Source organism: Prevotella communis, assembly GCF_022024115.1.
In the GTDB taxonomy this organism is placed as follows: Bacteria; Bacteroidota; Bacteroidia; order Bacteroidales; family Bacteroidaceae; genus Prevotella; species Prevotella communis.
In genome coordinates this window covers 1,080,065-1,102,024 of sequence record NZ_CP091792.1, presented here as the reverse complement: position 1 = coordinate 1,102,024, position 21,960 = coordinate 1,080,065, and the positions used below count along the sequence as shown (strand labels likewise).

The window sequence follows — 21,960 nt, the reverse complement described above, 5'->3', positions numbered from 1 at the left end:
AATGAGTGAAACAACAACTGTTTCACGGAAATTATGTATCTTTGCAGTTCAAATCCATAGGAGAAAAATTAAAAATGGGAAAGATTATTGCACTTGCTAACCAAAAAGGAGGCGTGGGAAAGACCACGACAACCATTAATCTGGCAGCATCGCTGGCTACGCTGGAGAAAAGCGTACTGGTGGTTGATGCCGACCCTCAGGCTAACGCATCCAGCGGACTGGGAGTAGACCTGAAAGAGGTGGACTGCTCGCTCTACGAATGTATCATTAACCATACAGATGTACGCGAGGCTATCTATACAACCGACATCGAGGGACTGGACATCATCCCCAGCCATATTGACCTGGTAGGTGCTGAGATAGAAATGCTGAACCTGGACAACCGCGAGCGTGTCATCAAGAATATGCTCGACCCCATCCGCAATGAATACGACTATATCCTGATTGACTGTTCACCATCACTGGGCCTCATCACGGTGAATGCCCTGACAGCAGCCGACTCAGTCATCATCCCCGTGCAGTGTGAGTACTTCGCACTGGAGGGTATCTCAAAACTGCTGAACACCATCAAGATCATCAAGTCGAAACTGAACACGAAGCTCGAGATTGAAGGCTTCCTCCTGACGATGTACGACTCACGTCTCCGTCTGGCCAACCAGATTTACGACGAGGTGAAGCGCCACTTCCAGGAACTGGTGTTCAAGACCGTGATTCAGCGTAACGTGAAACTGTCTGAGAGTCCCTCACACGGTCTGCCCGTCATCCTCTATGACGCAGACTCTACAGGTAGCAAGAACCATTTGGCATTGGCAAAGGAAATTATCAGCAAAAACAAATAAATCATGGCTGTTAGAAAGAAATTTGATAAGAGCGTACTGGGCAGAGGTCTGGACGATATCAGCACTGGTCGCGGACTGGATGCCCTCATAGATACAAGTGACGTTAAGACGCAAGGCTCGTCAAACCTGAACGAGATTCCCATCGAACAGATTGAGCCCAACCCCGACCAGCCTCGTCGTGAGTTTGACGAGACGGCTATGCAGGAACTGGCAGCAAGTATCCAGACAATGGGTATTATTGCACCTATCACCCTGCGTCAGGTCAGCGAGAACCACTACCAGATCATCGCCGGTGAACGTCGTTGGCGCGCATCGCAGATTGCCGGTCTCACGGCTATCCCTGCCTATATCCGCACGGCCAACGATGAGAGCGTGATGGAGCTGGCACTGGTGGAGAATATCCAGCGTGAGGACCTGAACGCCATCGAAATAGCACTGGCCTACGAGCACCTGGCAGAGACCAGTGGCATGACGCAGGAGAAAATCTCTGAGCGCGTGGGCAAGAGCCGTACGGCGGTGACCAACTATATGCGTCTGCTGAAGTTGCCCGCACAGATTCAGATGGCCCTGAAGAACCGTGAGATTGACATGGGACATGCGCGTGCACTGCTGGCACTGGACTCTCCCTCGCTTCAGCTGAAACTCTTCAAGGAGGTACAGAAGAACCAGTACTCTGTGCGCAAGGTTGAGGAGATGGTACAGGCACTGAAGAATGGCGAGGACGTGCAGACCGTACGCAAGCGCATCACGACAAGGGTGCCCCTGTCAAGCAGTCTGAACGAGAGCAAGAACCGCCTGACAAGCATGCTCAACACAAAGGTACAGCTGACCTGTTCACCCAAGGGTAACGGAAAGATCAGCATCACCTTTGCCAATGAGGAGGACCTGAACCGTATCATGAGTCTGCTGGAGAGATAAGGAAGTGGTTGATATGAATATAAAAAAGGTATACAGAAGGAACGAACGGGTAACAAAGCTTTTACTTTTTTACCTATTTGCCTTTTTACCTTTTACGGCATCGGCCCAGAACGCCCTACCCGACTCCATCGTGATGGCGATGGACTCCATGTACGAGGCACTGCCTCTCGACACGGCCTTCATCGAGGACTCGCTGGAATACCAGAAGCTGACCTTCGTGAAGGACGAGGCAGAGATGAAGGTGGCGCGCGACTGGAACACATGGCGACCCGACCCGCAGAGGGCTCTCTGGCTGGCACTGGTCATACCTGGCGGTGGTCAGATATACAACAGGAAATACTGGAAACTGCCCATCGTATATGGCGGATTCGTAGGCTGTATCTATGCCATGATGTGGAACAACATGATGTACAAGGACTACTCACAGGCCTATCTGGACATCATGGACGACGACCCGGGAACGGCCAGCTATAATAAGTTCCTGCACCTGGGCAAACAGATTACGCCTGCCAACGAAGAGCGCTACAAGCAGATCTTCAAGAGCAGGAAGGATAAATACCGCCGATGGCGCGACCTGAGCTTCTTCTGCATGCTGGGTGTCTATGCGGTATCCGTGATTGACGCCTACGTGGATGCAGAACTGTCGTCGTTCGACATCTCCAAGGACCTGAGTCTGAAGGTACGTCCTACGGTGATCAGCAACAAGTCGTCTGTCAACCCGCTCTATGCCACATCGCTGGGTGTCAACTGTAGTATTAATTTTTAAACACGATAACATTAACGAATGATGATAAAGACATATATTACAAAGCTATTGGACAAAACAGTAAGATGGTCACTGCCACTATGTATGGCTGTGCTGCCCCTGAACGGCAGTGCACAGATTGTGGTCGACGATGATGATGACGACGACGAGATTGAGGTTGTCGACGAGATGGGCAACAAGGAGGAGATTGACTTCCCTGAGGCCATGACCTACGATATGGATAGTCTGATGAGCCAATATATGTCGAAGACTTACCTGGCAACGGACAACGACTGTCAGATGAAGAACGAGAATGTCACCTACGACAAGCAGGTGTATATCGACCGTCTGCATCGCATGCCCACCATCATGGAGATGCCATACAACGAGGTGGTGCAGTCGTGCATCGACAGATATACCTCACGCATGAGACAGTCGGTGAGCTACTTCCTGGGTGCGTCAAATTTCTACATGCCTATCTTCGAGGAAGCACTCGACCTGTACCAGTTGCCCTTGGAACTGAAATACCTGCCTGTCATTGAGTCGGCCCTGAACCCCACAGCCGTATCACGTGTTGGTGCTACCGGCCTGTGGCAGTTTATGCTGACCACGGGTAAGGCCTACGGACTGAACGTGAACACACTGGTGGACGAGCGTCGCGACCCTGTAAAAGCATCATACGCTGCTGCCCGCTATCTGCGCGACCTGTATAATATCTTCGGCGACTGGAACCTGGTGATTGCCGCCTACAACTGTGGTCCTGAGAATATCAACAAGGCTATCCGTCGCTCTGGCGGTGAGAAGGACTACTGGAAGATCTACCCCTATCTGCCCAAGGAGACGAGAGGCTATGTGCCTGCTTTCATTGCGGCCAACTACGTGATGAACTACTACTGCGAGCATAATATCTGTCCGATGAAGAGTCAGTTGCCCGTCAAGACAGACACCGTCATGGTAGACCGCAACGTGAACTTCAGTCAGATAGCCAGTGTCTGCGGACTTGACATCTCCATGATCAGAGCGCTGAACCCTGCCTACAGACGTGACATCGTGCCTGGTGCTACGACGCCATCGCCCATCCGTCTGCCAATCAGCGATATCTCGACATTCATTGACAGACAGGACTCCATCTATGCAGCAGAGTCGAGCACCGAGAAGCGTCTGGAAGTGGCAGTAGAAGAGGTGACGGTGAAAACCAGCACGACCAAAGACAGAAAGAGCAGCAGAAACGCACAATGGCATAAGGTACGCTCTGGCGATACCCTGAGTGCCATCGCAAAAAGAAATAGAACGACAGTCAGCAAGATAAAGAAATTAAACGGACTGCGCAATAGCAACCTACGTCCCGGACAGCGTCTGAGAGTACGTTAAAGAGGAAGATAGAAAAGAGAAGATAGTTAGTAGTTATTTTTTTACAAGAGGAGGATGTCTATGACTGATGATGAGCAGAAATTAAAGGAACAGGAAGCAGCCGATGAAAAACTGATTAATGATGCGTACGAGAAACTCATCAATGACTACCTGAACTCGCGCCATCGCAAGAAGGTGGACTTGATTGGAAAAGCATTCAATTTCGCACGTCAGGCTCACAAGGGCGTGAGACGACTGTCGGGCGAGCCCTATATCATGCACCCCATCGCCGTGGCACAGATTGTGTGCTCGGAGATAGGACTGGGTTCTACCAGTATCTGTGCAGCCCTGCTCCACGATGTTGTGGAGGATACCGACTTCACCGTTGAGGATATCGAGAACATGTTCGGTCCGAAGATTGCACAGATCGTCGACGGACTGACAAAGATCAGCGGAGGCATCTTTGGCGAACAGGCCTCGGCTCAGGCAGAGAACTTCAAGAAGCTGCTGCTCACCATGAGCGAGGATATCCGTGTGATTCTGATTAAGATAGCCGACCGTCTGCACAACATGCGCACGCTGGACTCCCAGCCTGCCAACAAGCAATACAAGATTGCGGGCGAGACGCTCTACCTGTATGCCCCTCTGGCCCACCGTCTGGGACTCTATAAGATCAAGTCGGAACTGGAGAACCTGAGTTTCAAGTTCGAGCACCCGGAGGAATATGCCATTATCGAACGTAAGCTGGAAGAGACCCGCGTCCTGCGTCATCAGTCGTTCGACGAGTTTACCCAGCCTATCGAGGCTGCCCTCCAGAAGATGGGCTTCCAGTATGAGATCAAGGAACGTGTAAAAACGCCCTACTCCATCTGGAGCAAGATGCAGAAGAAGCATGTGTCCTTTGACGAGATCTATGACATCCTGGCCGTACGTATCATCTTCACTCCCAAGAACCGTGAGGAGGAAGTGGATGAGTGCTGGAAGATATACGTGGCCCTGACGAAGATATACAAATATCACCCCGACCGCATTCGCGACTGGTTGAACAATCCCAAGGCCAATGGCTATCAGGCCCTGCACGTGACGCTGATGTCGAAACAGGGTCTCTGGATTGAGGTGCAGATCCGTTCTGACCGTATGAACGAGATAGCGGAACAGGGACTTGCTGCCCACTGGAAATACAAGGAGGGGGCTGAGGAAGATGGTATCACAGAGGATGAGACTGAGCTGAACGAGTGGCTCCGTACCATCAAGGAGATCCTGGACGACCCACAGCCCGACGCGATGGACTTTCTGGATGCCATCAAACTGAATCTCTTCTCCAGCGAGATATTTGTCTTCACGCCCAAGGGTGAGATCAAGACGATGCCGGCAGACAGTACCGTGCTCGACTTCGCCTTCTCTATCCACACCTTCCTGGGATCACACTGCATCGGTGCGAAGGTCAACCACAAGCTGGTGCCCCTGAGTCACAGACTGGCCAGCGGCGACCAGGTGGAGATTCTCACATCCAAGTCGCACCACGTACAACCCTCATGGGTGAACTTCGTGACCACGGCCAAGGCCAAGGCCAAGATTGAGGCCATGCTGCGCCGTGCCAATCGTGAGATACAGAAGAAGGGTGAGGAGAAACTGGAGAACTGGCTGGCGAAGTACAATATCGAACAGTCGCCTGCTGTCCTGGACCGCCTGTGCAAGATGTTCGACGTGACGCGTCGCGAAGCCCTCTATCAGGGCATCGGCGAGAACACCTTCCTGATTGGCGAGAAAGATATCGACGAGATAAAGGGTAAGAAGAAGAAACACAGTAACAACAACGGTGGCGGCTGGCGCAAATTCGTGCCTTTCGTCAAAGCCAAGAAAGAGGAGGAGAAGAAGGAAGAGGAGCCCGAACTGTTTATCGTGCCCGAGAAGTTCAATCGTAAGAAGCCTATCTACATCAACGAGAAGAATATCCGTCAATATATCTTCCCCGACTGCTGTCACCCCATCCCCGGTGACGACACGCTGGGTTATATAGACAATCGTAACCGCATAGAACTCCATAAACGTACCTGTCCGATTGCCAACAAGTTGAAAGCCAGCTTCGGCAACCGTATCCTGGACGTAAAATGGGATATGCACAAAACCATGTTCTTTGATGCCACCATCCGCCTGGGAGGTATCGACCGCCGCGGACTGGTCAACGAGGTGACGACGATTATCTCCAACCAGATGAGCGTGGACATCCGCAAGCTGACCTTCACCACGGAGGATGGTATCTTCGACGGTGTCATCGACCTGCGTGTTCACGACCGTGATGATGTGGCAGAGATTATCGACCGTCTGAAAGAGGTGGACGACCTGAAAGAGATTTCACAAATCATGTAATACATATGATGAACAGACTACTACAAACTATCATCTTTTCACTGCTGGCAGGCATCACGTATGCCGCCTCACCCTACGACAATCCCGATACGATTGTCGTGGCACGCGACGGCACTGGCCAGTTCCGTAACATTGCAGATGCCATCGAGGTGTGCCGCGCCTTCATGGACTATCACAAAGTTATCTACATCAAGAAAGGTACCTACAAGGAGAAAGTGATTATCCCACAGTGGGTGCAGAACATAGAACTCTGTGGCGAGAGTCGTGAGGAGACCATCATCACCTACGACGACCATGCCAACATCCTCTATCCGCCTACAGGCCTGGGGATGGGTACCTTCCGCACCTATACCGTCAGGGTGGATGCCAACCACATCACTTTCAAGAACCTGACGATAGAGAATAATGCCGCCCGTCTGGGACAGGCTGTGGCCCTGCATACACAAGGCGACTGCCTGAAATTCATCAACTGTCGTTTCCTGGGTCATCAGGACACCATCTATACGGGTATGGAGGGAACGCGCCTGTTCTTTGACCACTGCTATATCGAGGGCACCACCGACTTCATCTTTGGTCCGTCGACAGCATGGTTTGAGCAGTGCACCATTCATTGCAAGGCCAACAGTTACATCACGGCAGCATCAACGCCCAAGCATATCCCCTTCGGCTATATCTTCAACCAGTGCACCGTCACGGCTGCAAACGATGTGCAGAAGGTCTATCTGGGTCGTCCATGGCGTGATTACGGCTACACCCTCTTCATGCATTGCAACCTGCCCAGGCAGATCCGTCCTGAGGGATGGCACCACTGGCAGAAAGAGCGCGAACAGACAGCCCGCTATCTGGAGTTCGAGAACACAGGTGAGGGCGCTGCAACAGACAAGCGCGTAGCCTGGAGCCGACAACTCACCAAGAAAGAAGCAAAAGCTATCACACTGGAGAAAGTGTTTCAGAGAAACGAAGAATGGCACCCATAAGGATGCCATTTTTTATTGCAACCCGTCAAGTTGCTTTTTCAGCGCCTGCAGGTCGTCACGCACGCTCATCAGGCGTGTCAGCACCTCGGCCTTCTTGTTGGCACCATCACGATTGGAGTTGATGATTTTCTTGGCAGCAGCCAACTTGAATCCACGCACCTTCACCAGGTTGTGGATCAGCTTAATCTGCTCAATATCCTTCTCGGTATACTGACGAACCTTACTGGGGCCAGACGTCTTTGGTTTGAGATACGGAAATTCCGTCTCCCAAAAGCGCAAAGTGCTCTCGTTAAGGTCAAACATCTCAGCTACTTCCTTGATGGAATAGTAGAGTTTCAAGTTCTTATTCAGATTCAGTGCCATAAAAACATCATCATTTGGTTGCAAAGATACGAAATTATTCTAATTCCTCATCGATTTTTCGCAATTATTTTGTAATTTTGCACACAAAATTGAAAATAACCAAAGATTGATAATGACTGCAAAAGAAATTCGCGACTCGTTCAAACAGTTTTTCGAGTCAAAACAGCACGCCATCGTGCCCTCTGCACCGATGGTTATCAAGGACGACCCCACGCTGATGTTCACCAACGCGGGTATGAACCAGTGGAAAGATATTATCCTGGGAACACGTGCCCCAGAGCCACGTCGCCGTGCCGATACACAGAAGTGTCTGCGCGTTTCAGGTAAGCATAATGACTTGGAGGAAGTAGGTCACGACACCTACCACCACACCATGTTCGAGATGCTGGGTAACTGGAGTTTTGGCGACTACTTCAAGGAGGGTGCCATTGATATGGCATGGGAATACCTTGTCGACGTACTGAAGCTGAACCCCGAGGACCTGTACGTAACCGTATTCGAGGGTTCACCCGAAGAGAACATCCCTCGCGATGACGAGGCAGCCAAATACTGGTCTAAGCACGTGCCTGCCGACCACATCATCAATGGTAACAAGCACGACAACTTCTGGGAGATGGGCGATACAGGTCCCTGTGGTCCCTGCTCAGAGATTCATGTTGACTCACGTACACCCGAGCAGCGCAAGGCCAGTGGCAAGAGCGGCCGTGAACTGGTAAACCAGGACGATCCTCAGGTTATCGAGATTTGGAACATCGTGTTCATGCAGTTCAACCGCAAGGCTGACGGCTCACTGGAGCCCCTGTCAATGAACGTGATTGATACTGGTATGGGCTTTGAGCGCCTGGTCCGCATGATGCAGGGCAAGCACTCCAACTACGATACCGACGTGTTCCAGCCTATCATCAAGGCCGAGCAGCAGATCACAGGTCTGAAATATACCACCTTCGAGGAGGAGACCGAGAACCCCATCAGTAAGGAGCAGGACGATATCAACGTGGCTATGCGTGTTTGCGCTGACCACCTGCGTGCCGTTGCCTTCTCTATAGCCGATGGTCAGTTGCCCTCAAACGCCAAGGCTGGCTACGTGATCCGTCGTATCCTGCGTCGTGCCGTACGCTATGCCTACACCTTCCTGGGTCAGAAGGAAGCCTTCCTTTACAAGCTCCTGCCTACCCTCGTTGAGGAGATGGGCGACGCCTTCCCAGAGCTGAAGGCTCAGCAGACCCTCATTGCCAAGGTGATGAAGGAAGAGGAAGACTCATTCCTCCGCACACTGGAGAAGGGTATCGGCATGCTCAACGACGCCATGGAGCAGCTCAAGGCCGAAGGTAAGAAGGAGCTCGACGGCGTACAGGCTTTCCGTCTGTTCGACACCTACGGATTCCCCTTGGACCTGACCGAGCTGATTTGCCGTGAGAACGGCTTCACCGTCAACGAGGAGCAGTTCAACACCGAGATGCAGAAACAGAAAGACCGTGCCCGCAATGCCGCTGCCGTAGAGAACTCAGACTGGGTAGAGCTGCAGCCAGGCGAACAACAGTTCGTGGGCTACGACTATACAGAATACGAGTGCCGCATCCTGCGCTATCGCAAGGTGACCCAGAAGAAGAACGAGTTCTACGAGCTGGTACTCGATAATACGCCTTTCTATGGCGAGATGGGTGGTCAGGTAGGCGACCAGGGTGTTCTGGTTTCTGAGAACGAGACCATCGAGATTATCGATACCAAGCGCGAGAACGGCCAGAGCGTACATATCGTGAAGCAGTTGCCAAAGGATACCGCAGCCCAGTTTATGGCTTGCGTTGATACCGACAAGCGCGATGCTTCTGCTGCCAACCATACCGCTACCCACCTGCTCGACTATGCTTTGAAGCAGGTATTGGGCGACCACGTGGAGCAGAAAGGTTCATTCGTGAGCCCCGACACCCTGCGTTTCGACTTCTCACACTTCGAGAAGGTCACCGACGAGCAGTTGCGCGAGGTAGAGCGTATGGTCAACGACATGATTCGTCAGGACATCCACATCGACGAGCATCGTGACATGCCCTTCGACGAAGCCAAGAAACTCGGCGCTATCGCCCTCTTCGGTGAGAAGTACGGCGACAAGGTGCGCGTAGTCCGTTTCGGTCCCTCATGCGAGTTCTGCGGTGGTGTCCACGCCAGCAGTACCGGCCGTATCGGCTTCTTTAAGATTATCTCTGAGAGCAGTGTTGCTGCCGGTATCCGTCGTATTGAGGCTAAGACTGGCAAGGAGTGCGAAGAGCTCCTGTACCAGACCGAGGATATGCTGCGTGCCGTGAAGGCTTTCTTCAATAATGCCAAGGATTTGCAGGGCGTTATCAAGAAATATATCGACGAGCATGACGCTATGAAGAAGGAAATCGAAGCCTTCCAGGCACAGGCTGTAGAGCGTACTGCCAAGCAGTTGGTAGAGAAAGCCCGCGAGGTCAACGGTGTGAAGGTGATCACCGCTGTGCTGCCCATGGCTCCTGCAGCAGCCAAGGATTTGGCCTTCAAGATTCGTGCAGCCGTGGATAGTTCTCTACTCTGCGTACTAGGCACACATGCAGACAACAAGCCTCAGATCTCTATCATGATGAGCGACGACATGGTGGCCGATCATAAGTTGAATGCTGGTCAGATGGTTCGCGAAGCAGCCAAGCTCATCCAAGGCGGCGGTGGTGGTCAGCCCCACTTTGCACAGGCTGGCGGTAAGAGTGTTGATGGCCTCAGCGCTGCTGTTGACAAGGTGATTGAATTAGCAAAACTATAAAAGGTATAGTGAAGAGTGAAAAGTGAAAAATTTGCTACCGCATATTGGGGATTTACCTCAAACATAAAGCGGTAGCAAATTTTTCACTTTTCTCTTTTCCTTTTACCCTTACTTATCGTATGCGTGAGCCGGATAGTCAATGGTGTAATGCAGTCCCCTACTCTCCTTACGTTCCAGGGCAAAGCGAGTAATCAGATAGCCCACATTAATCATATTGCGCAGTTCGCAGATATCCCTTGTGGCCTTCACGCGCTTAAAGAGGTTCTCCGTCTCCTCATAGAGCGTATCCAGGCGCACCCAGGCACGATGCAGACGCAGGTCGGAACGAACGATGCCCACATAGTTGGACATGATCTCGCCCACCTCCTTCACACTCTGGGTAATCAGCACCTTCTCCTCATTCGTCAGCGTACCCTCATCATTCCATTCAGGCACCTTCTCGTTGAAGTCGTACAGGTCCACATGCTCCAGTGAGTGCTTGGCAGCAGCATCCGCATAGACCACGGCCTCAATCAGTGAGTTGGAAGCCAAGCGGTTACCACCATGCAAACCAGTGCATGAGCATTCGCCGATAGCATACAGGCGCTCAATACTTGAACAACCGTTCAGGTCGACCTTGATACCACCGCACATATAGTGGGCAGCAGGACGCACGGGGATATAGTCCGTGGTGATGTCGATACCCATAGACAAGCATTTCTGGTAGATATTCGGGAAGTGACGACGAGTCTCGGCAGGATCCTTATGCGTGACATCCAGACACACATGGTCCAATCCGTGAATCTTCATCTCCTTATCGATGGCACGTGCCACGATATCACGTGGAGCCAGCGACAGACGCTCGTCATATTTCTCCATGAAGCTCTCGCCGTTAGGCAGGCGCAGGATGCCGCCATAGCCACGCATGGCCTCCGTAATCAGGAAGGCAGGATGTGTCTCGCCTGGAGAATAGAGGGCTGTGGGGTGAAACTGCACAAACTCCATGTCGGCCACCGTACCCTTGGCACGATAGACCATAGCCTCACCATCACCCGTTGCAATGATGGGGTTTGTGGTGGTCTGATACACAGCCCCACATCCACCAGTACACATCAGCGTGACCTTCGACAGATACGTGTCCACCTTCTCCGTCTCAGGGTTCAGCACATAAGCACCATAACAGTTGATATAGGGTGTGCGACGTGTCACCTTGGCACCCAGATGATGCTGAGTGATAATCTCCACTGCGAAGTGGTTCTCTCTCACCACGATATCAGGATTGCTTCTCACGGCAGCCATCAGTCCGCGCTGAATCTCAGCACCAGTATCATCAGCATGGTGCAGGATGCGAAACTCAGAGTGTCCGCCCTCACGATGCAGGTCAAACGTACCGTCTTCCTTGCGGTCGAAGTTGACGCCCCACTCCACCAGTTCCTTAATCTGTTCAGGAGCGTTTCTCACCACCTGCTCTACTGCAGCGCGATCACTGATATAGTCGCCTGCTATCATCGTGTCTTCGATATGCTTGTCGAAATCATCAACAGCCAGATTGGTAACCGAAGCCACGCCACCCTGTGCAAATGAAGTGTTGGCCTCATCGAGCGAGGTCTTACAGATAATGCACACCTTACCTTTCTTGGCGCGGGCCACCTTCAGGGCATAACTCATGCCAGCCACGCCAGCGCCTATAATCAGGAAATCATATTTGTAAACCATACAAATCAAATTAATGGTGCAAAGGTACAAAATAATTCATAATTCATAATTCTTTTTTCTAAAAAAGCGATAAAGGGGAGCCCATAATTCACAATAATTTTATATCTTTGCATCAATTATGAAGAAAAGAACTATTTTAGGCTTATTCTGGTTACTGTCAGTTTCGCTCTATGCCCAAACGGAACAGATAGTCAGCGAACCAGCCGCCACATCCGACACTACCGAACTACAACTGCCCTGGCCTCAGCAGATGCAGAGCCAGCTGGACTCCATGATGCGCGACCCATTGCTGGACTATACCCAACTGGGGCTGATGGTATGGGACCTCACAGACGACTGTCAGCTGTTTGGCATGAACCAGCGACAGCTCCTGCGTCCTGCCTCTACCATGAAACTGGTCACGGCCATCACAGCTCTCGACTATCTGGGCACCAATTATCACTATACCACATCTTTATATTATAAAGGAGACATAACCGACCACACCCTTCAGGGTAACCTCTATTGCGTAGGTGGCCTCGACCCCTCGTTCTCCTATGGCGACCTTGACGCCTTTGCTCAGAGCGTCAAGCAGCAGGGTATAGACACCATCTGTGGCAGTATCATCGCCGACAACACGCTGAAAGACACCCTGAAATGGGGCGAAGGCTGGTGCTGGGACGACGACAACCCCACCCTGTCGCCACTTCTCGTAGATCGTAAGGACAACTTCCTCCTGCAGTTTATCAACGCCCTGTCACGCTATGATATCGTGCTGCAGGATATCACCATCAGGGAAGGTAAGGTTGACGAGGACGCCACCCTGCTGAGTCAGCACAAAACCTCTATAGACCAGATACTGCTGCGCATGATGAAAGATAGTGACAACCTCTATGCCGAGTCGATGTACTATCAGATTGCCGCCCACAGCAACCATCCAGGAAAGGCACTCTACGCCCAGCGTCAGGAGAAAGCCCTGATGGAACGTGCAGGTCTGAACAGCAGTCGCTATAAGTTGGCCGACGGCAGTGGACTGTCGCTCTACAACTACCTCTCTGCCGAGTGCTTGCTGCGCCTCCTGCGTTATGCCTATCAGCATAAGCCCATCTATCAACACCTGTTGCCCTCACTGCCTGTTGCCGGCGAGGACGGCACCCTCAAGAAGCGTATGATTGATACCCATGCCGAAGGTAATGTGCAGGCTAAGACCGGCACACTCACCGGTATCATCTCCCTGGCAGGCTACTGCACCGCCTCCAACGGCCATCGTCTCTGCTTTTCCATAATTAATCAGGGCGCACTCAGTGGCAAGGCTGCCCGCAACTATCAAGATAAGATTTGCGACATCCTATGTGAATAAGCAGTCAGAAAATATAAGAAAAGCCTGCTCGACTGAGCAGGCTTTCTTTTTTTGTATATGGAGTGATATTAGAAGTTCACACCGAAGTTGAGATACCATGCACCATTGTGTGCAGCATCGTTGTCATCATCCAGGATGTTGGTCACACCAAACTTCAGACCTGTCTCCAGATACAGCTTGTTGTACTCAGCACCGCAACCGAATTTGATACCTACATCAGGACGGTTGAAACCACCATCGCTTGAGAATGAACCAGTGCTACCGGGCTTAATCTTACCACTGATACCCAGTCCGAAGGTAGGACCCAGATAAGGCAACAGGGCGATATCATCAGTAACCTGCACGCCGTACTTAATCAGCAGAGGAATTTCCAGATAGTTCAGGTTTATCTCATCCTTACCATCCTTGGCACCCTGCATAGCAAAATAAAGACCAGACTCCAGGAATACAGGTGTAGCGTCGCTAACACGCAGACCCAGCACACCACCGATGTTCATGCCTGCCTTTGCACCGTAGCCATCAACATCACCGCTGATCCAACCTACGTTCAAACCAACGCGTGCACCATAATATACAGTACTCTCACTCAAAGAAAAACCACCGCTGCTGTACTGAGCGAACGAAGGTGCTGCAAACAGCACGGCTACAATAGCCACTAAAAATTTCTTCATCATTTCTTTAACTATTTAGGTTAATGTTTAAAACTAAGTGCAAAATAACAAGTTTTTTTTGAATTATGCAAGTTTTCTAAAGACTTTTTTACATCAGCGAGATAGTAAACAGGTAAACCACTGCCGCAGGGATAGCCAGAAGCGAAGAATCGAAGCGGTCCAGCATACCTCCATGACCAGGCAGGATGTTACCACTATCCTTGATACCCAGCGTGCGTTTCAGCAGACTCTCCACCAAGTCGCCCCACGTGCCAAACACCACGACAGTAAGGCCCAGTCCAGCCCATTGCCACATATCCAAGTCGCTGTGCTGTTGAGTCTGTTCAAGCAGCCACCAAATCAGTATTGCCACGCCTACAACCAGTAGGCCACCACCGATGCTACCTTCCCAACTCTTGCCTGGCGAAACCCTTGGGAAGAGCTTATGACGTCCCAGAAGTGAGCCACAGAGATAAGCACCCGTATCGTTCATCCAAAGGAACACGAACACACTCAAGGGCAACACAAACGAGTAGCTGCCTGCCTGGGGGAATGCCAGCACATTAAGCATAGAGAATGGCAGGGCGATATACATCTGTGGCAACATCGTGTAGGCCCAGTTGTTGATAGGATCCTTTGCCTTCAGGTATAGCTCTGCTATCAGCAGATAGACGATGGTTATCAGATAAGGTATAAACACAGTGTCCGTATTCACGTATCCGCTGCAGTGGCCTGCCATCGCCAGAAACAGATACACGCCTGCCACCGTCGAGATAAACTGGTTCACCTGCACATAGGGACGCTCGTTCACCAGTCCGCAGAACTCCCAGATAGTCAGGCCAGTGACCAGCGCAAACAGGAAGACCATAGCCATCGGATTCAGAAAACTGACCACGATAGCGGCGACGAAAAATACGCCTGTGATGGTTCTAACAATAAAGTTTTTCATATTATTCACGTTTTCTTGGTGCAAAAATACAACATTTTTTTGAAAGTTGCACAATTACACCAAGAAAATTCACTCACGGGCACGCACCAGCCAACCTATTTGCGGCGTCAGCATATTGTTTTTCTCGTCGTCCAAGGCACCGACAAAGCCAGACGCTTGTCTGCCGAACAAGGACGGGCGCTTGCAAACACCCCTAAATTGCAAAAAAACGAATTTATTTCTTTATCAGTTTCTGATAGAGTACCGTTTCATGTTTCTGTGGGAAATCGGGATCAAGGGTGATGACCTGCTTCCACATCTTGCGCGCATTTTTCTTATCACCCTTCATCAAGTAGAACTCACCCTTACTGTCATAGAGGTTTGCATCCTGAGGCTGCTTCTTTATGGCCGAATCGATGATCTCCAAGGCTTCGTCATATTTTTCCTGATAGGCTAAGCAGTAGGCCAACATATTAAAACGATTGGCAAGTTCCTCTATATTACCAAGTCTCAAACTGAGGTTGGCAGCCTTTATATATATCTCCTCTGCCTTTGAATAATTCTTTTGGACAGACAGCAATTCGCCAGCCTTCGGATAGATATTATCCAGTTCTTTTAGAATAGCATTGGTGTTATAAGGCTCCAAACGCTCTATCAACGTCACCACGGTATTTGCAGCCTCATCCCCATGTTCTGCAGCAAGCTGCTGGTAGTATATGACTCTTGCCACAGCAATGAGCTGACGATAGAAAGCATCTGGATAAGCAGCATACAAGTCACTTGCAGACTGAAAGTATTTCAACGAGAGTTCCATATTCTGATCCTTCTCCGCCATTGCCCCCAGGGTAAGGTACGACAGGCCCAACGTATGGATACGATTCAGTTCCTGGCGCCTTTTGTCCACTGTGGGATTCATGGATGTCACCTGCATGGGGGCTGCAAAATGCAGACTGGCAAGCATGGCCTCCCTGGTACGCTTCATCGCCTTATTGATCAGCGCCAGCCTGTCGCGCAACTGACTGACAGAGCCCTGTTTCAACAGTTTCTCTATACCAGAGAGTGCCTTCGTGAGAGACTTTACATCTACACCCTTCATCGTCTTGGCTATTTTCTCTATCTCTTTAGCCTTCTCCACATGATATCTGATGGCCTTCGCGTAATTCTCCTTGGTCTCTGGCAAATAAGTAATTCTCAGATTATCCCATGCCGACCACGCACCATTGCGCACGATAGGTTCCTTGATGCCCACTTGCAGCGTGCCATCACCCACATAGCAATAGATGCTCTGGTCGAAGAGTCCCTTGGCAAAGGCCAACGACGTAGCACGCAGATTATTGAGGACATAAGAGCCCTCTACGGTCTCCCATGCAGCCTTGTTGGTGCCGTCGATGGCTGGTCGCAGGAAGTCATAGTCATTCCTGTTGGGGAACGTGTTGCGCATCAGGTTGTGCACGGGCAATTCTGCCTCATTCGCATAGATCACGGTGCTGATAAAGGCCGAGTCGCGCTCATACCATGCAAACCTGGGCTCATTGGTTCTGGCGAACGCCTGCATGTCTACCTTATACAAACCCGTTGGCATTCCCTCCAACTTCTGACAGAAATCGAAGTTACACTGCCATGCTTCTGCACATGGATTCGACTGGTCACCACCACACCATGTCACGGTACCCCGCTTCACGTCAAACGTGGTATGCCAGCCACTTGCCTTGGAATCAGAGAACTGGGGATTGACCAGCAGTGGCGTGATGCTCAGTTCACTCGTCACCGGCTTTCCACCCGTGAGGAGTGCCAGACGCTTCTGTGCCAATGCCTTATGACGCTCAGCCAACATCTTGTCACCTTGAGCCATAGGCACGAAGGTCCAATCGATAGATGCCTTGGGATCAGTTGTCTTCACCAACGATACCAACGGATATTCCAGAGCCGTGGTATCACAGCATCCCAGCCATCTGTCAGGCATATTGCTATGTTTATAGGCATTGTTCGCTTCTGCAGGATAGATATTGAAAGCACCCTTCATCGTCTTGGAAGGAACGATTTCCCACAGATAGTCACTAAATTCCGACCTCTCTGATTGATCCACCCAGACAACACAGTCTATTGCATCAATGAAAATGTTGCGATAGCTGAAACCATAGTTACCAGCCTCTACGGAGTCCGTCATCACGTAGGTCTTACCATCCCATTGGTTGTTCTGGTCAAGATATTTGTTCACCACAACCTTATAGGCATGATTCGCAGACAGACTGGCCTGCGTCTTATACTGGTTCTCACCAACAAAGAACTTCTCGTTTGCAGGGTTATACAAATAGACGGTATCGCCAACAGGAACTTGGTCTGTGGTTTGTGCATGCAGCACCTGACTTGCACCAATCAACAAAAACAGTGCGATTAGTTTTAACTTCATAGGTTTTAGGTTTGAAAATTTTAGTTAGTTATTGGTAAAGGAATGAGGCTGAATCCTAAGCCTCATTCCCTTCTGTATCTTTCGACTCTTCAGTATCCTTGGCATCCAGCGCCTTGGCTTCCTGCTGCTGCGCTTCCAGCTGCTTGGTGCGCTCCTCAGCCATCTTCTCGGCCTCGGCACGCATCTGAGCCTCCAGGAGCTCATCAGCACGACTGGTCCAGGGACGCTTGCCAAAGATGCGCTCCACATCCTCGGCAAAGATCACCTCACGCTCCACCAGGAGCTGAGCCAACTGGGCGTGACCCTCGGCATGCTCTGTCAGTATCTGCTTGGCACGCGCATACTGTTCGTTGATCATCTTCAGCACCTCATCATCAATGAGTTTGGCCGTTGTCTCCGAATAAGGACGCTGGAACTGATACTCCGCATTATTATAATAACAGATGTTAGGCAACTGCTCACCCATACCGGCATAAGCAATCATGCCATAAGCCTGTTTGGTGGTGCGCTCCAGATCGTTCATTGCGCCTGTAGAGATAGTACCCACGAAGAGTTCCTCGGCAGCACGTCCGCCCAGCAGCGAGCACATCTCGTCGAGCATCGCCTCCTTGGTCTGCAGCACACGCTCCTCAGGCAGATACCAGGCAGCACCCAGCGCCTGTCCACGTGGCACGATGCTCACCTTCACCAAGGGGTTAGCATACTGTGTAAACCATGAAATGGTAGCGTGACCAGCTTCATGGATAGCGATAGAACGCTTCTCGGCCTCCGTCATCACCTTCGTCTTCTTCTCCAAACCACCGATGATACGATCCACAGCATCCAGGAAGTCCTGCTTGCCCACCTTCTGACTATCATGACGAGCAGCAATCAGCGCTGCCTCATTACATACATTCGCGATATCGGCACCCGAGAAACCAGGCGTCTGACGTGCCAGGAAGTCCACATCCACCGTCTCGTCGAGCTTCAGGGGCTGCAGATGCACCATGAACACCTCCTTACGCTCGTTGAGGTCGGGCAGGTCCACGTGAATCTGTCGGTCAAAACGACCGGCACGCAGCAGGGCCGAGTCGAGCATATCCACACGGTTGGTAGCTGCCAGGATAATCACACCGCTGTTCGTGCCGAAACCGTCCATCTCCGTCAGCAGGGCGTTCAGCGTGTTCTCGCGCTCATCATTACCACCCATGGCAGGGTTCTTCGAACGGGCACGGCCCACGGCATCAATCTCGTCGATGAAGATGATACAAGGGCTCTTGGCCTTAGCCTGCTGGAACAGGTCTCGCACACGCGACGCGCCCACACCCACGAACATTTCTACAAAGTCAGAACCACTCATCGAGAAGAACGGTACGCCGGCCTCGCCTGCCACGGCCTTGGCCAACAGTGTCTTACCTGTTCCCGGAGGACCTACCAGCAGGGCACCCTTGGGTATCTTACCACCCAGGTCCGTATATTTCTGCGGGTTCTTCAGAAAATCCACAATCTCCTGAATCTCCTGCTTGGCACCAGCCTGACCAGCCACATCCTTGAAGGTGATACCCAGTTCACCACCCTTCTCGTACATCTTGGCCTTGCTCTTGCCCACGTTGAAGATGCCGGCACCCATGCCGCCACCGCCGCCCATCCTGCGCATGAAGAACATCCACAGGAATACCAGAAAGAAGATAGGCAGCAGACTGGTGATGATAAAGCTCAGGATGCCATTGCTGGCCTCGTGCTCGTAGTCAAACTTACCCGTGAAGTAGCCACGTGCGCGGGCAGAGTCTACAAATTCCTCCACCTTGGCATTGCTGCCATACTCCACGCTCAGGTAAGGCTCCGTGCCTGTTGTCGCCGTAGTCTTATGAAACACAGCCTGAATACTGTCGGGCTTCACATACATCTTCAGCGTCTCCGTACTCTTGTTGGCCACGATACGGTTGGCGTAGCCATTCTTCACGAAGTTCTTGAACTCGCTATACGAAGCCTGACCCTGCGTATTGCCCTGCTCCTGTAGGCCACCGGTTCCGTTTGAAAAATAGAAGAATGCCAGGGCAGCAATCACGAGCAGATACACCCAGTTCATATTAAACCTGGGCATCTTCGGCTGATTATTGTTCGGGTTTTGATTCTGATCCATACAATATAGTTATGTGCATTTAGTCTAAATCTGGGACATATTCCACTGGTGCATCCTCCCACAGATGCTCCAGGTCGTAGTACTCGCGTACATCGGGCAGAAACACGTGCGCCATCACGTCGGTATAGTCCATAGCCACCCACTGGGCGTTCTCCAGACCCACCACGTGAGCAGGCTTCTCGCCCAACTTCTTACGTGCCATCTCAGCAATACTCTCAGTAATAGCCTCCACCTGTGCAGGCGAGTTACCCTGACAAATAATGAAATTCTTACAGATAGTGCCTTCTATCTCACTCAAGTCGGCCACTACAATCTGTGAACCTTTTTTTTCTTGTATTCCCTCTATAATTACGTTTACTAATTTCTTTGTTTGTTCCATTTATATAATAATGTGTATTTTGATTGCAAAGATACGAAATTTATCTGAAGTCACAACGATTTCTCTATATTTTTACGGATTTTTTGAAAAAAAGTTGCAAAAAGTTTTGGAGATTCAAGAAAAAGTCGTACCTTTGCACCCGCAATCGAGAAAACGACAACTTGATGCAAAGGAATTGGGGTATGGTGTAATGGTAACACTGCAGATTCTGGTCCTGCCTTTCCTGGTTCGAGTCCGGGTACCCCAACCAAAAGATGGATGTGCAAAAGCACATCCATTTTTTTGTTATATCCTACCCTCTCGCCATGGCCCATTAAAAACAGCACCCTAACGTCCTAACACCCTAACACACTCACATTTGAATTCTTGGAATATAACAATGGAATCCCAACCAACATTATATTTATATTATATATTATATATATTATAATATATATAATATATAATATAAATCATAACAACACCCTAACACTAACAAACCCTAATGTGAGGGCGTTAGGGCGTTAGTGTGTTAGGGACAGCCGTTCAGGCCAGAATAATTCACTAAAAATATTTTGCATTCTCCTAAAAATAACCGGGGAGAACTATTGTTTTGCGTAGTTATTCTTCGTACCTTTGCAATACATTTGAGATGCATCGCGAGTGAAGGCTGCGGCTCAGCAAAGCTCGAGCGAGCCCGGCTCTGCATTCACCTTGCACTTCACTTGGCATTGTCGTTAAGAGAAACGACGAGTTGCGATGAGAGAAACGACGTATCGCCCGCGGAGAAACGACGTAACGCTCAAACAACAGGATTTATTTACTTTATTCAGATTAAATCTTGTCGAGTGCCTGACGGATATCAGCCAGGAGGTCATCGACATCCTCGATACCTACGGAAAGACGAATCAGGTCGGGAGCTACGCCTGCCTCGCGCAACTGCTCATCAGAGAGCTGACGGTGGGTGTGGCTGGCAGGATGCAGCACACAGGTACGGGCATCGGCCACATGGGTCACGATACAGATCAGCTCCAGAGAATCCATGAACTTCACGGCCGTTTCGCGTGTTCCCTTCAGGCCAAAGGCAATCACACCGCAAGAGCCGTTGGGCAGATACTTCTGTGCCAGGGCATGACTCTCGTCAGAGGGCAGTCCGCTATAGTGCACCCAAGCCACGCGCTCGTCGGCCTGCAAGAACTCGGCAATCTTCTGGGCATTCTCACAATGACGGGGCATGCGCAGATGCAGCGTCTCCAGTCCGAGGTTGAGCAGGAAGGCATTATGAGGCGACGGAATACTGCCCAGGTCGCGCATCAGCTGAGCCGTAAGCTTGGTCATATAAGCCATCTTACCGAATTTCTTGGTATAGGTAAGTCCATGATAAGACTCGTCGGGGGTGCAGAGACCAGGGAATTTCTCGGCATGGGCATCCCAGTCGAAGTTACCGCTGTCCACGATGCAGCCGCCTACCTGCGTGGCATGGCCGTCCATATATTTGGTGGTAGAATGGGTCACGATGTCGGCGCCCCACTCAAAGGGACGGCAGTTGATAGGCGTGGGGAAGGTATTATCGACAATCAGGGGCACACCATGCTGGTGGGCAATGCGAGCGAACTTCTCGATATCCAGAACCTTACAGCCAGGGTTAGAGATGGTCTCGCCAAACAGCGCCTTGGTATTGGGACGGAAGGCAGCACTGATCTCCTCCTCAGAAGCCTCGGGATTCACGAACGTGCACTCGATACCCAGTTTCTTGAGCGTCACGCCAAAGAGGTTGTAGGTGCCGCCATAGATCTCGTTGGAAGTCACAAAATGATCGCCAGCCTCACAGATATTGAAGATGGCATAGAAATTAGCAGCCTGACCGCTACTGGTAAGCATAGCCCCTACTCCACCCTCGAGGGCAGCAATCTTGCGAGCCACCGCATCATTGGTAGGATTCTGCAGACGGGTATAGAAATAGCCCTCTTTCTTCAGGTCGAAGAGGTCGGCCATCTCTTCCGTGTTGTCATACTTGAACGTAGTACTCTGATAAATAGGTAGTACGCGCGACTCACCGTTCTTAGGTTCCCATCCAGCCTGCACGCAAAGGGTCGATTGCTTCATTTTCTGTTTCATTTTAT

16 protein-coding genes and 1 tRNA gene are annotated in these 21,960 nt (G+C 50.9%); 9 read left to right on the top strand and 8 right to left on the bottom strand.

The features are described from left to right. Window positions 1-74 precede the first annotated feature (74 nt). The 6 genes from L6468_RS04270 to L6468_RS04245 all read left to right on the top strand — a co-directional run bounded on the left by L6468_RS04270 (window position 75) and on the right by L6468_RS04245 (window position 7,199). Window positions 75-839, top strand: coding sequence for a ParA family protein (locus tag L6468_RS04270; RefSeq protein ID WP_091816089.1), 765 nt, complete (start codon window positions 75-77; stop codon window positions 837-839). Window positions 840-842: 3 nt separating this feature from the next. Then, the gene (locus L6468_RS04265) at window positions 843-1,757 is read left to right on the top strand and encodes a ParB/RepB/Spo0J family partition protein (RefSeq protein WP_237795655.1); all 915 of its coding nucleotides are present in this window, start codon (window positions 843-845) and stop codon (window positions 1,755-1,757) included. 13 nt (window positions 1,758-1,770) lie between these two features. Then, window positions 1,771-2,523, top strand: a complete 753-nt coding sequence (locus L6468_RS04260; RefSeq protein WP_237795653.1) for a DUF5683 domain-containing protein — start codon at window positions 1,771-1,773, stop codon at window positions 2,521-2,523. An 84-nt stretch (window positions 2,524-2,607) separates the two neighbouring features. Then, window positions 2,608-3,873: a lytic transglycosylase domain-containing protein gene (locus L6468_RS04255; protein WP_237796644.1), complete on the top strand. Its 1,266-nt coding sequence runs from the start codon at window positions 2,608-2,610 to the stop codon at window positions 3,871-3,873. A gap of 60 nt (window positions 3,874-3,933) precedes the next feature. Continuing rightward, complete coding sequence (locus L6468_RS04250) at window positions 3,934-6,222, top strand: RelA/SpoT family protein (RefSeq protein WP_237796643.1); 2,289 nt, start codon at window positions 3,934-3,936, stop codon at window positions 6,220-6,222. Window positions 6,223-6,230: 8 nt separating this feature from the next. Continuing rightward, on the top strand, window positions 6,231-7,199 hold the full coding sequence (locus L6468_RS04245; RefSeq protein ID WP_373277373.1) for a pectinesterase family protein: 969 nt from the start codon (window positions 6,231-6,233) through the stop codon (window positions 7,197-7,199). A 12-nt stretch (window positions 7,200-7,211) separates the two neighbouring features. Here the strand turns inward: L6468_RS04245 and L6468_RS04240 are convergent, their stop codons facing one another. Further along, on the bottom strand, window positions 7,212-7,562 hold the full coding sequence (locus tag L6468_RS04240; protein ID WP_237795651.1) for a MerR family transcriptional regulator: 351 nt from the start codon (window positions 7,560-7,562) through the stop codon (window positions 7,212-7,214). Between the two features lie 109 nt (window positions 7,563-7,671). Between L6468_RS04240 and alaS the strand changes: the two genes are divergently transcribed. Beyond that, window positions 7,672-10,335 carry an alanine--tRNA ligase gene (gene alaS, locus L6468_RS04235; protein WP_237796642.1) on the top strand — a complete coding sequence of 888 codons (2,664 nt, stop codon included), beginning with the start codon at window positions 7,672-7,674 and terminating at the stop codon, window positions 10,333-10,335. Between the two features lie 108 nt (window positions 10,336-10,443). Here alaS and nadB read toward each other — a convergent pair whose 3' ends face one another. After that, the gene (gene nadB / locus L6468_RS04230; protein WP_091851610.1) at window positions 10,444-12,030 is read right to left on the bottom strand and encodes an L-aspartate oxidase; all 1,587 of its coding nucleotides are present in this window, start codon (window positions 12,028-12,030) and stop codon (window positions 10,444-10,446) included. Window positions 12,031-12,148: 118 nt separating this feature from the next. Between nadB and dacB the strand changes: the two genes are divergently transcribed. Beyond that, window positions 12,149-13,369 carry a D-alanyl-D-alanine carboxypeptidase/D-alanyl-D-alanine endopeptidase gene (gene dacB / locus L6468_RS04225; RefSeq protein WP_237795649.1) on the top strand — a complete coding sequence of 407 codons (1,221 nt, stop codon included), beginning with the start codon at window positions 12,149-12,151 and terminating at the stop codon, window positions 13,367-13,369. Window positions 13,370-13,437: 68 nt separating this feature from the next. Here dacB and L6468_RS04220 read toward each other — a convergent pair whose 3' ends face one another. From L6468_RS04220 to rsfS, 5 genes are all read right to left on the bottom strand, one after another. Then, entirely contained in the window at window positions 13,438-14,043 is a 606-nt protein-coding gene (locus L6468_RS04220) for an outer membrane beta-barrel protein (protein WP_237795640.1), read from the bottom strand. A gap of 85 nt (window positions 14,044-14,128) precedes the next feature. Further along, window positions 14,129-14,968 carry a phosphatidate cytidylyltransferase gene (locus tag L6468_RS04215; RefSeq protein WP_237795639.1) on the bottom strand — a complete coding sequence of 280 codons (840 nt, stop codon included), beginning with the start codon at window positions 14,966-14,968 and terminating at the stop codon, window positions 14,129-14,131. 214 nt (window positions 14,969-15,182) lie between these two features. Beyond that, window positions 15,183-17,357, bottom strand: a complete 2,175-nt coding sequence (locus tag L6468_RS04210; protein WP_237795637.1) for a tetratricopeptide repeat protein — start codon at window positions 17,355-17,357, stop codon at window positions 15,183-15,185. A 55-nt stretch (window positions 17,358-17,412) separates the two neighbouring features. Further along, complete coding sequence (gene ftsH, locus L6468_RS04205) at window positions 17,413-19,479, bottom strand: ATP-dependent zinc metalloprotease FtsH (RefSeq protein WP_237795635.1); 2,067 nt, start codon at window positions 19,477-19,479, stop codon at window positions 17,413-17,415. A gap of 19 nt (window positions 19,480-19,498) precedes the next feature. Beyond that, entirely contained in the window at window positions 19,499-19,858 is a 360-nt protein-coding gene (gene rsfS / locus L6468_RS04200; RefSeq protein WP_237795626.1) for a ribosome silencing factor, read from the bottom strand. 176 nt (window positions 19,859-20,034) lie between these two features. Between rsfS and L6468_RS04195 the strand changes: the two genes are divergently transcribed. Beyond that, a tRNA-Gln gene (locus L6468_RS04195) sits at window positions 20,035-20,108 on the top strand. A 563-nt stretch (window positions 20,109-20,671) separates the two neighbouring features. Here the strand turns inward: L6468_RS04195 and L6468_RS04190 are convergent. Then, entirely contained in the window at window positions 20,672-21,955 is a 1,284-nt protein-coding gene (locus L6468_RS04190; RefSeq protein ID WP_237795619.1) for an O-acetylhomoserine aminocarboxypropyltransferase/cysteine synthase family protein, read from the bottom strand. Between the last annotated feature and the right edge of the window lie 5 nt (window positions 21,956-21,960).

What these genes read in the sequence shown, in the direction of transcription:
- L6468_RS04270 (WP_091816089.1), top strand. Translation starts at nt 75, where the DNA reads ATGGGAAAGATTATTGCACTTGCTAACCAAAAAGGAGGCGTGGGAAAG.
- L6468_RS04265 (WP_237795655.1), top strand. Translation starts at nt 843, where the DNA reads ATGGCTGTTAGAAAGAAATTTGATAAGAGCGTACTGGGCAGAGGTCTG.
- L6468_RS04260 (WP_237795653.1), top strand. Translation starts at nt 1,771, where the DNA reads ATGAATATAAAAAAGGTATACAGAAGGAACGAACGGGTAACAAAGCTT.
- L6468_RS04255 (WP_237796644.1), top strand. Translation starts at nt 2,608, where the DNA reads ATGGCTGTGCTGCCCCTGAACGGCAGTGCACAGATTGTGGTCGACGAT.
- L6468_RS04250 (WP_237796643.1), top strand. Translation starts at nt 3,934, where the DNA reads ATGACTGATGATGAGCAGAAATTAAAGGAACAGGAAGCAGCCGATGAA.
- L6468_RS04245 (WP_373277373.1), top strand. Translation starts at nt 6,231, where the DNA reads ATGAACAGACTACTACAAACTATCATCTTTTCACTGCTGGCAGGCATC.
- L6468_RS04240 (WP_237795651.1), bottom strand. Translation starts at nt 7,562, where the DNA reads ATGGCACTGAATCTGAATAAGAACTTGAAACTCTACTATTCCATCAAG.
- nadB (WP_091851610.1), bottom strand. Translation starts at nt 12,030, where the DNA reads ATGGTTTACAAATATGATTTCCTGATTATAGGCGCTGGCGTGGCTGGC.
- dacB (WP_237795649.1), top strand. Translation starts at nt 12,149, where the DNA reads ATGAAGAAAAGAACTATTTTAGGCTTATTCTGGTTACTGTCAGTTTCG.
- L6468_RS04220 (WP_237795640.1), bottom strand. Translation starts at nt 14,043, where the DNA reads ATGATGAAGAAATTTTTAGTGGCTATTGTAGCCGTGCTGTTTGCAGCA.
- L6468_RS04215 (WP_237795639.1), bottom strand. Translation starts at nt 14,968, where the DNA reads ATGAAAAACTTTATTGTTAGAACCATCACAGGCGTATTTTTCGTCGCC.
- L6468_RS04210 (WP_237795637.1), bottom strand. Translation starts at nt 17,357, where the DNA reads ATGAAGTTAAAACTAATCGCACTGTTTTTGTTGATTGGTGCAAGTCAG.
- ftsH (WP_237795635.1), bottom strand. Translation starts at nt 19,479, where the DNA reads ATGGATCAGAATCAAAACCCGAACAATAATCAGCCGAAGATGCCCAGG.
- rsfS (WP_237795626.1), bottom strand. Translation starts at nt 19,858, where the DNA reads ATGGAACAAACAAAGAAATTAGTAAACGTAATTATAGAGGGAATACAA.
- L6468_RS04190 (WP_237795619.1), bottom strand. Translation starts at nt 21,955, where the DNA reads ATGAAACAGAAAATGAAGCAATCGACCCTTTGCGTGCAGGCTGGATGG.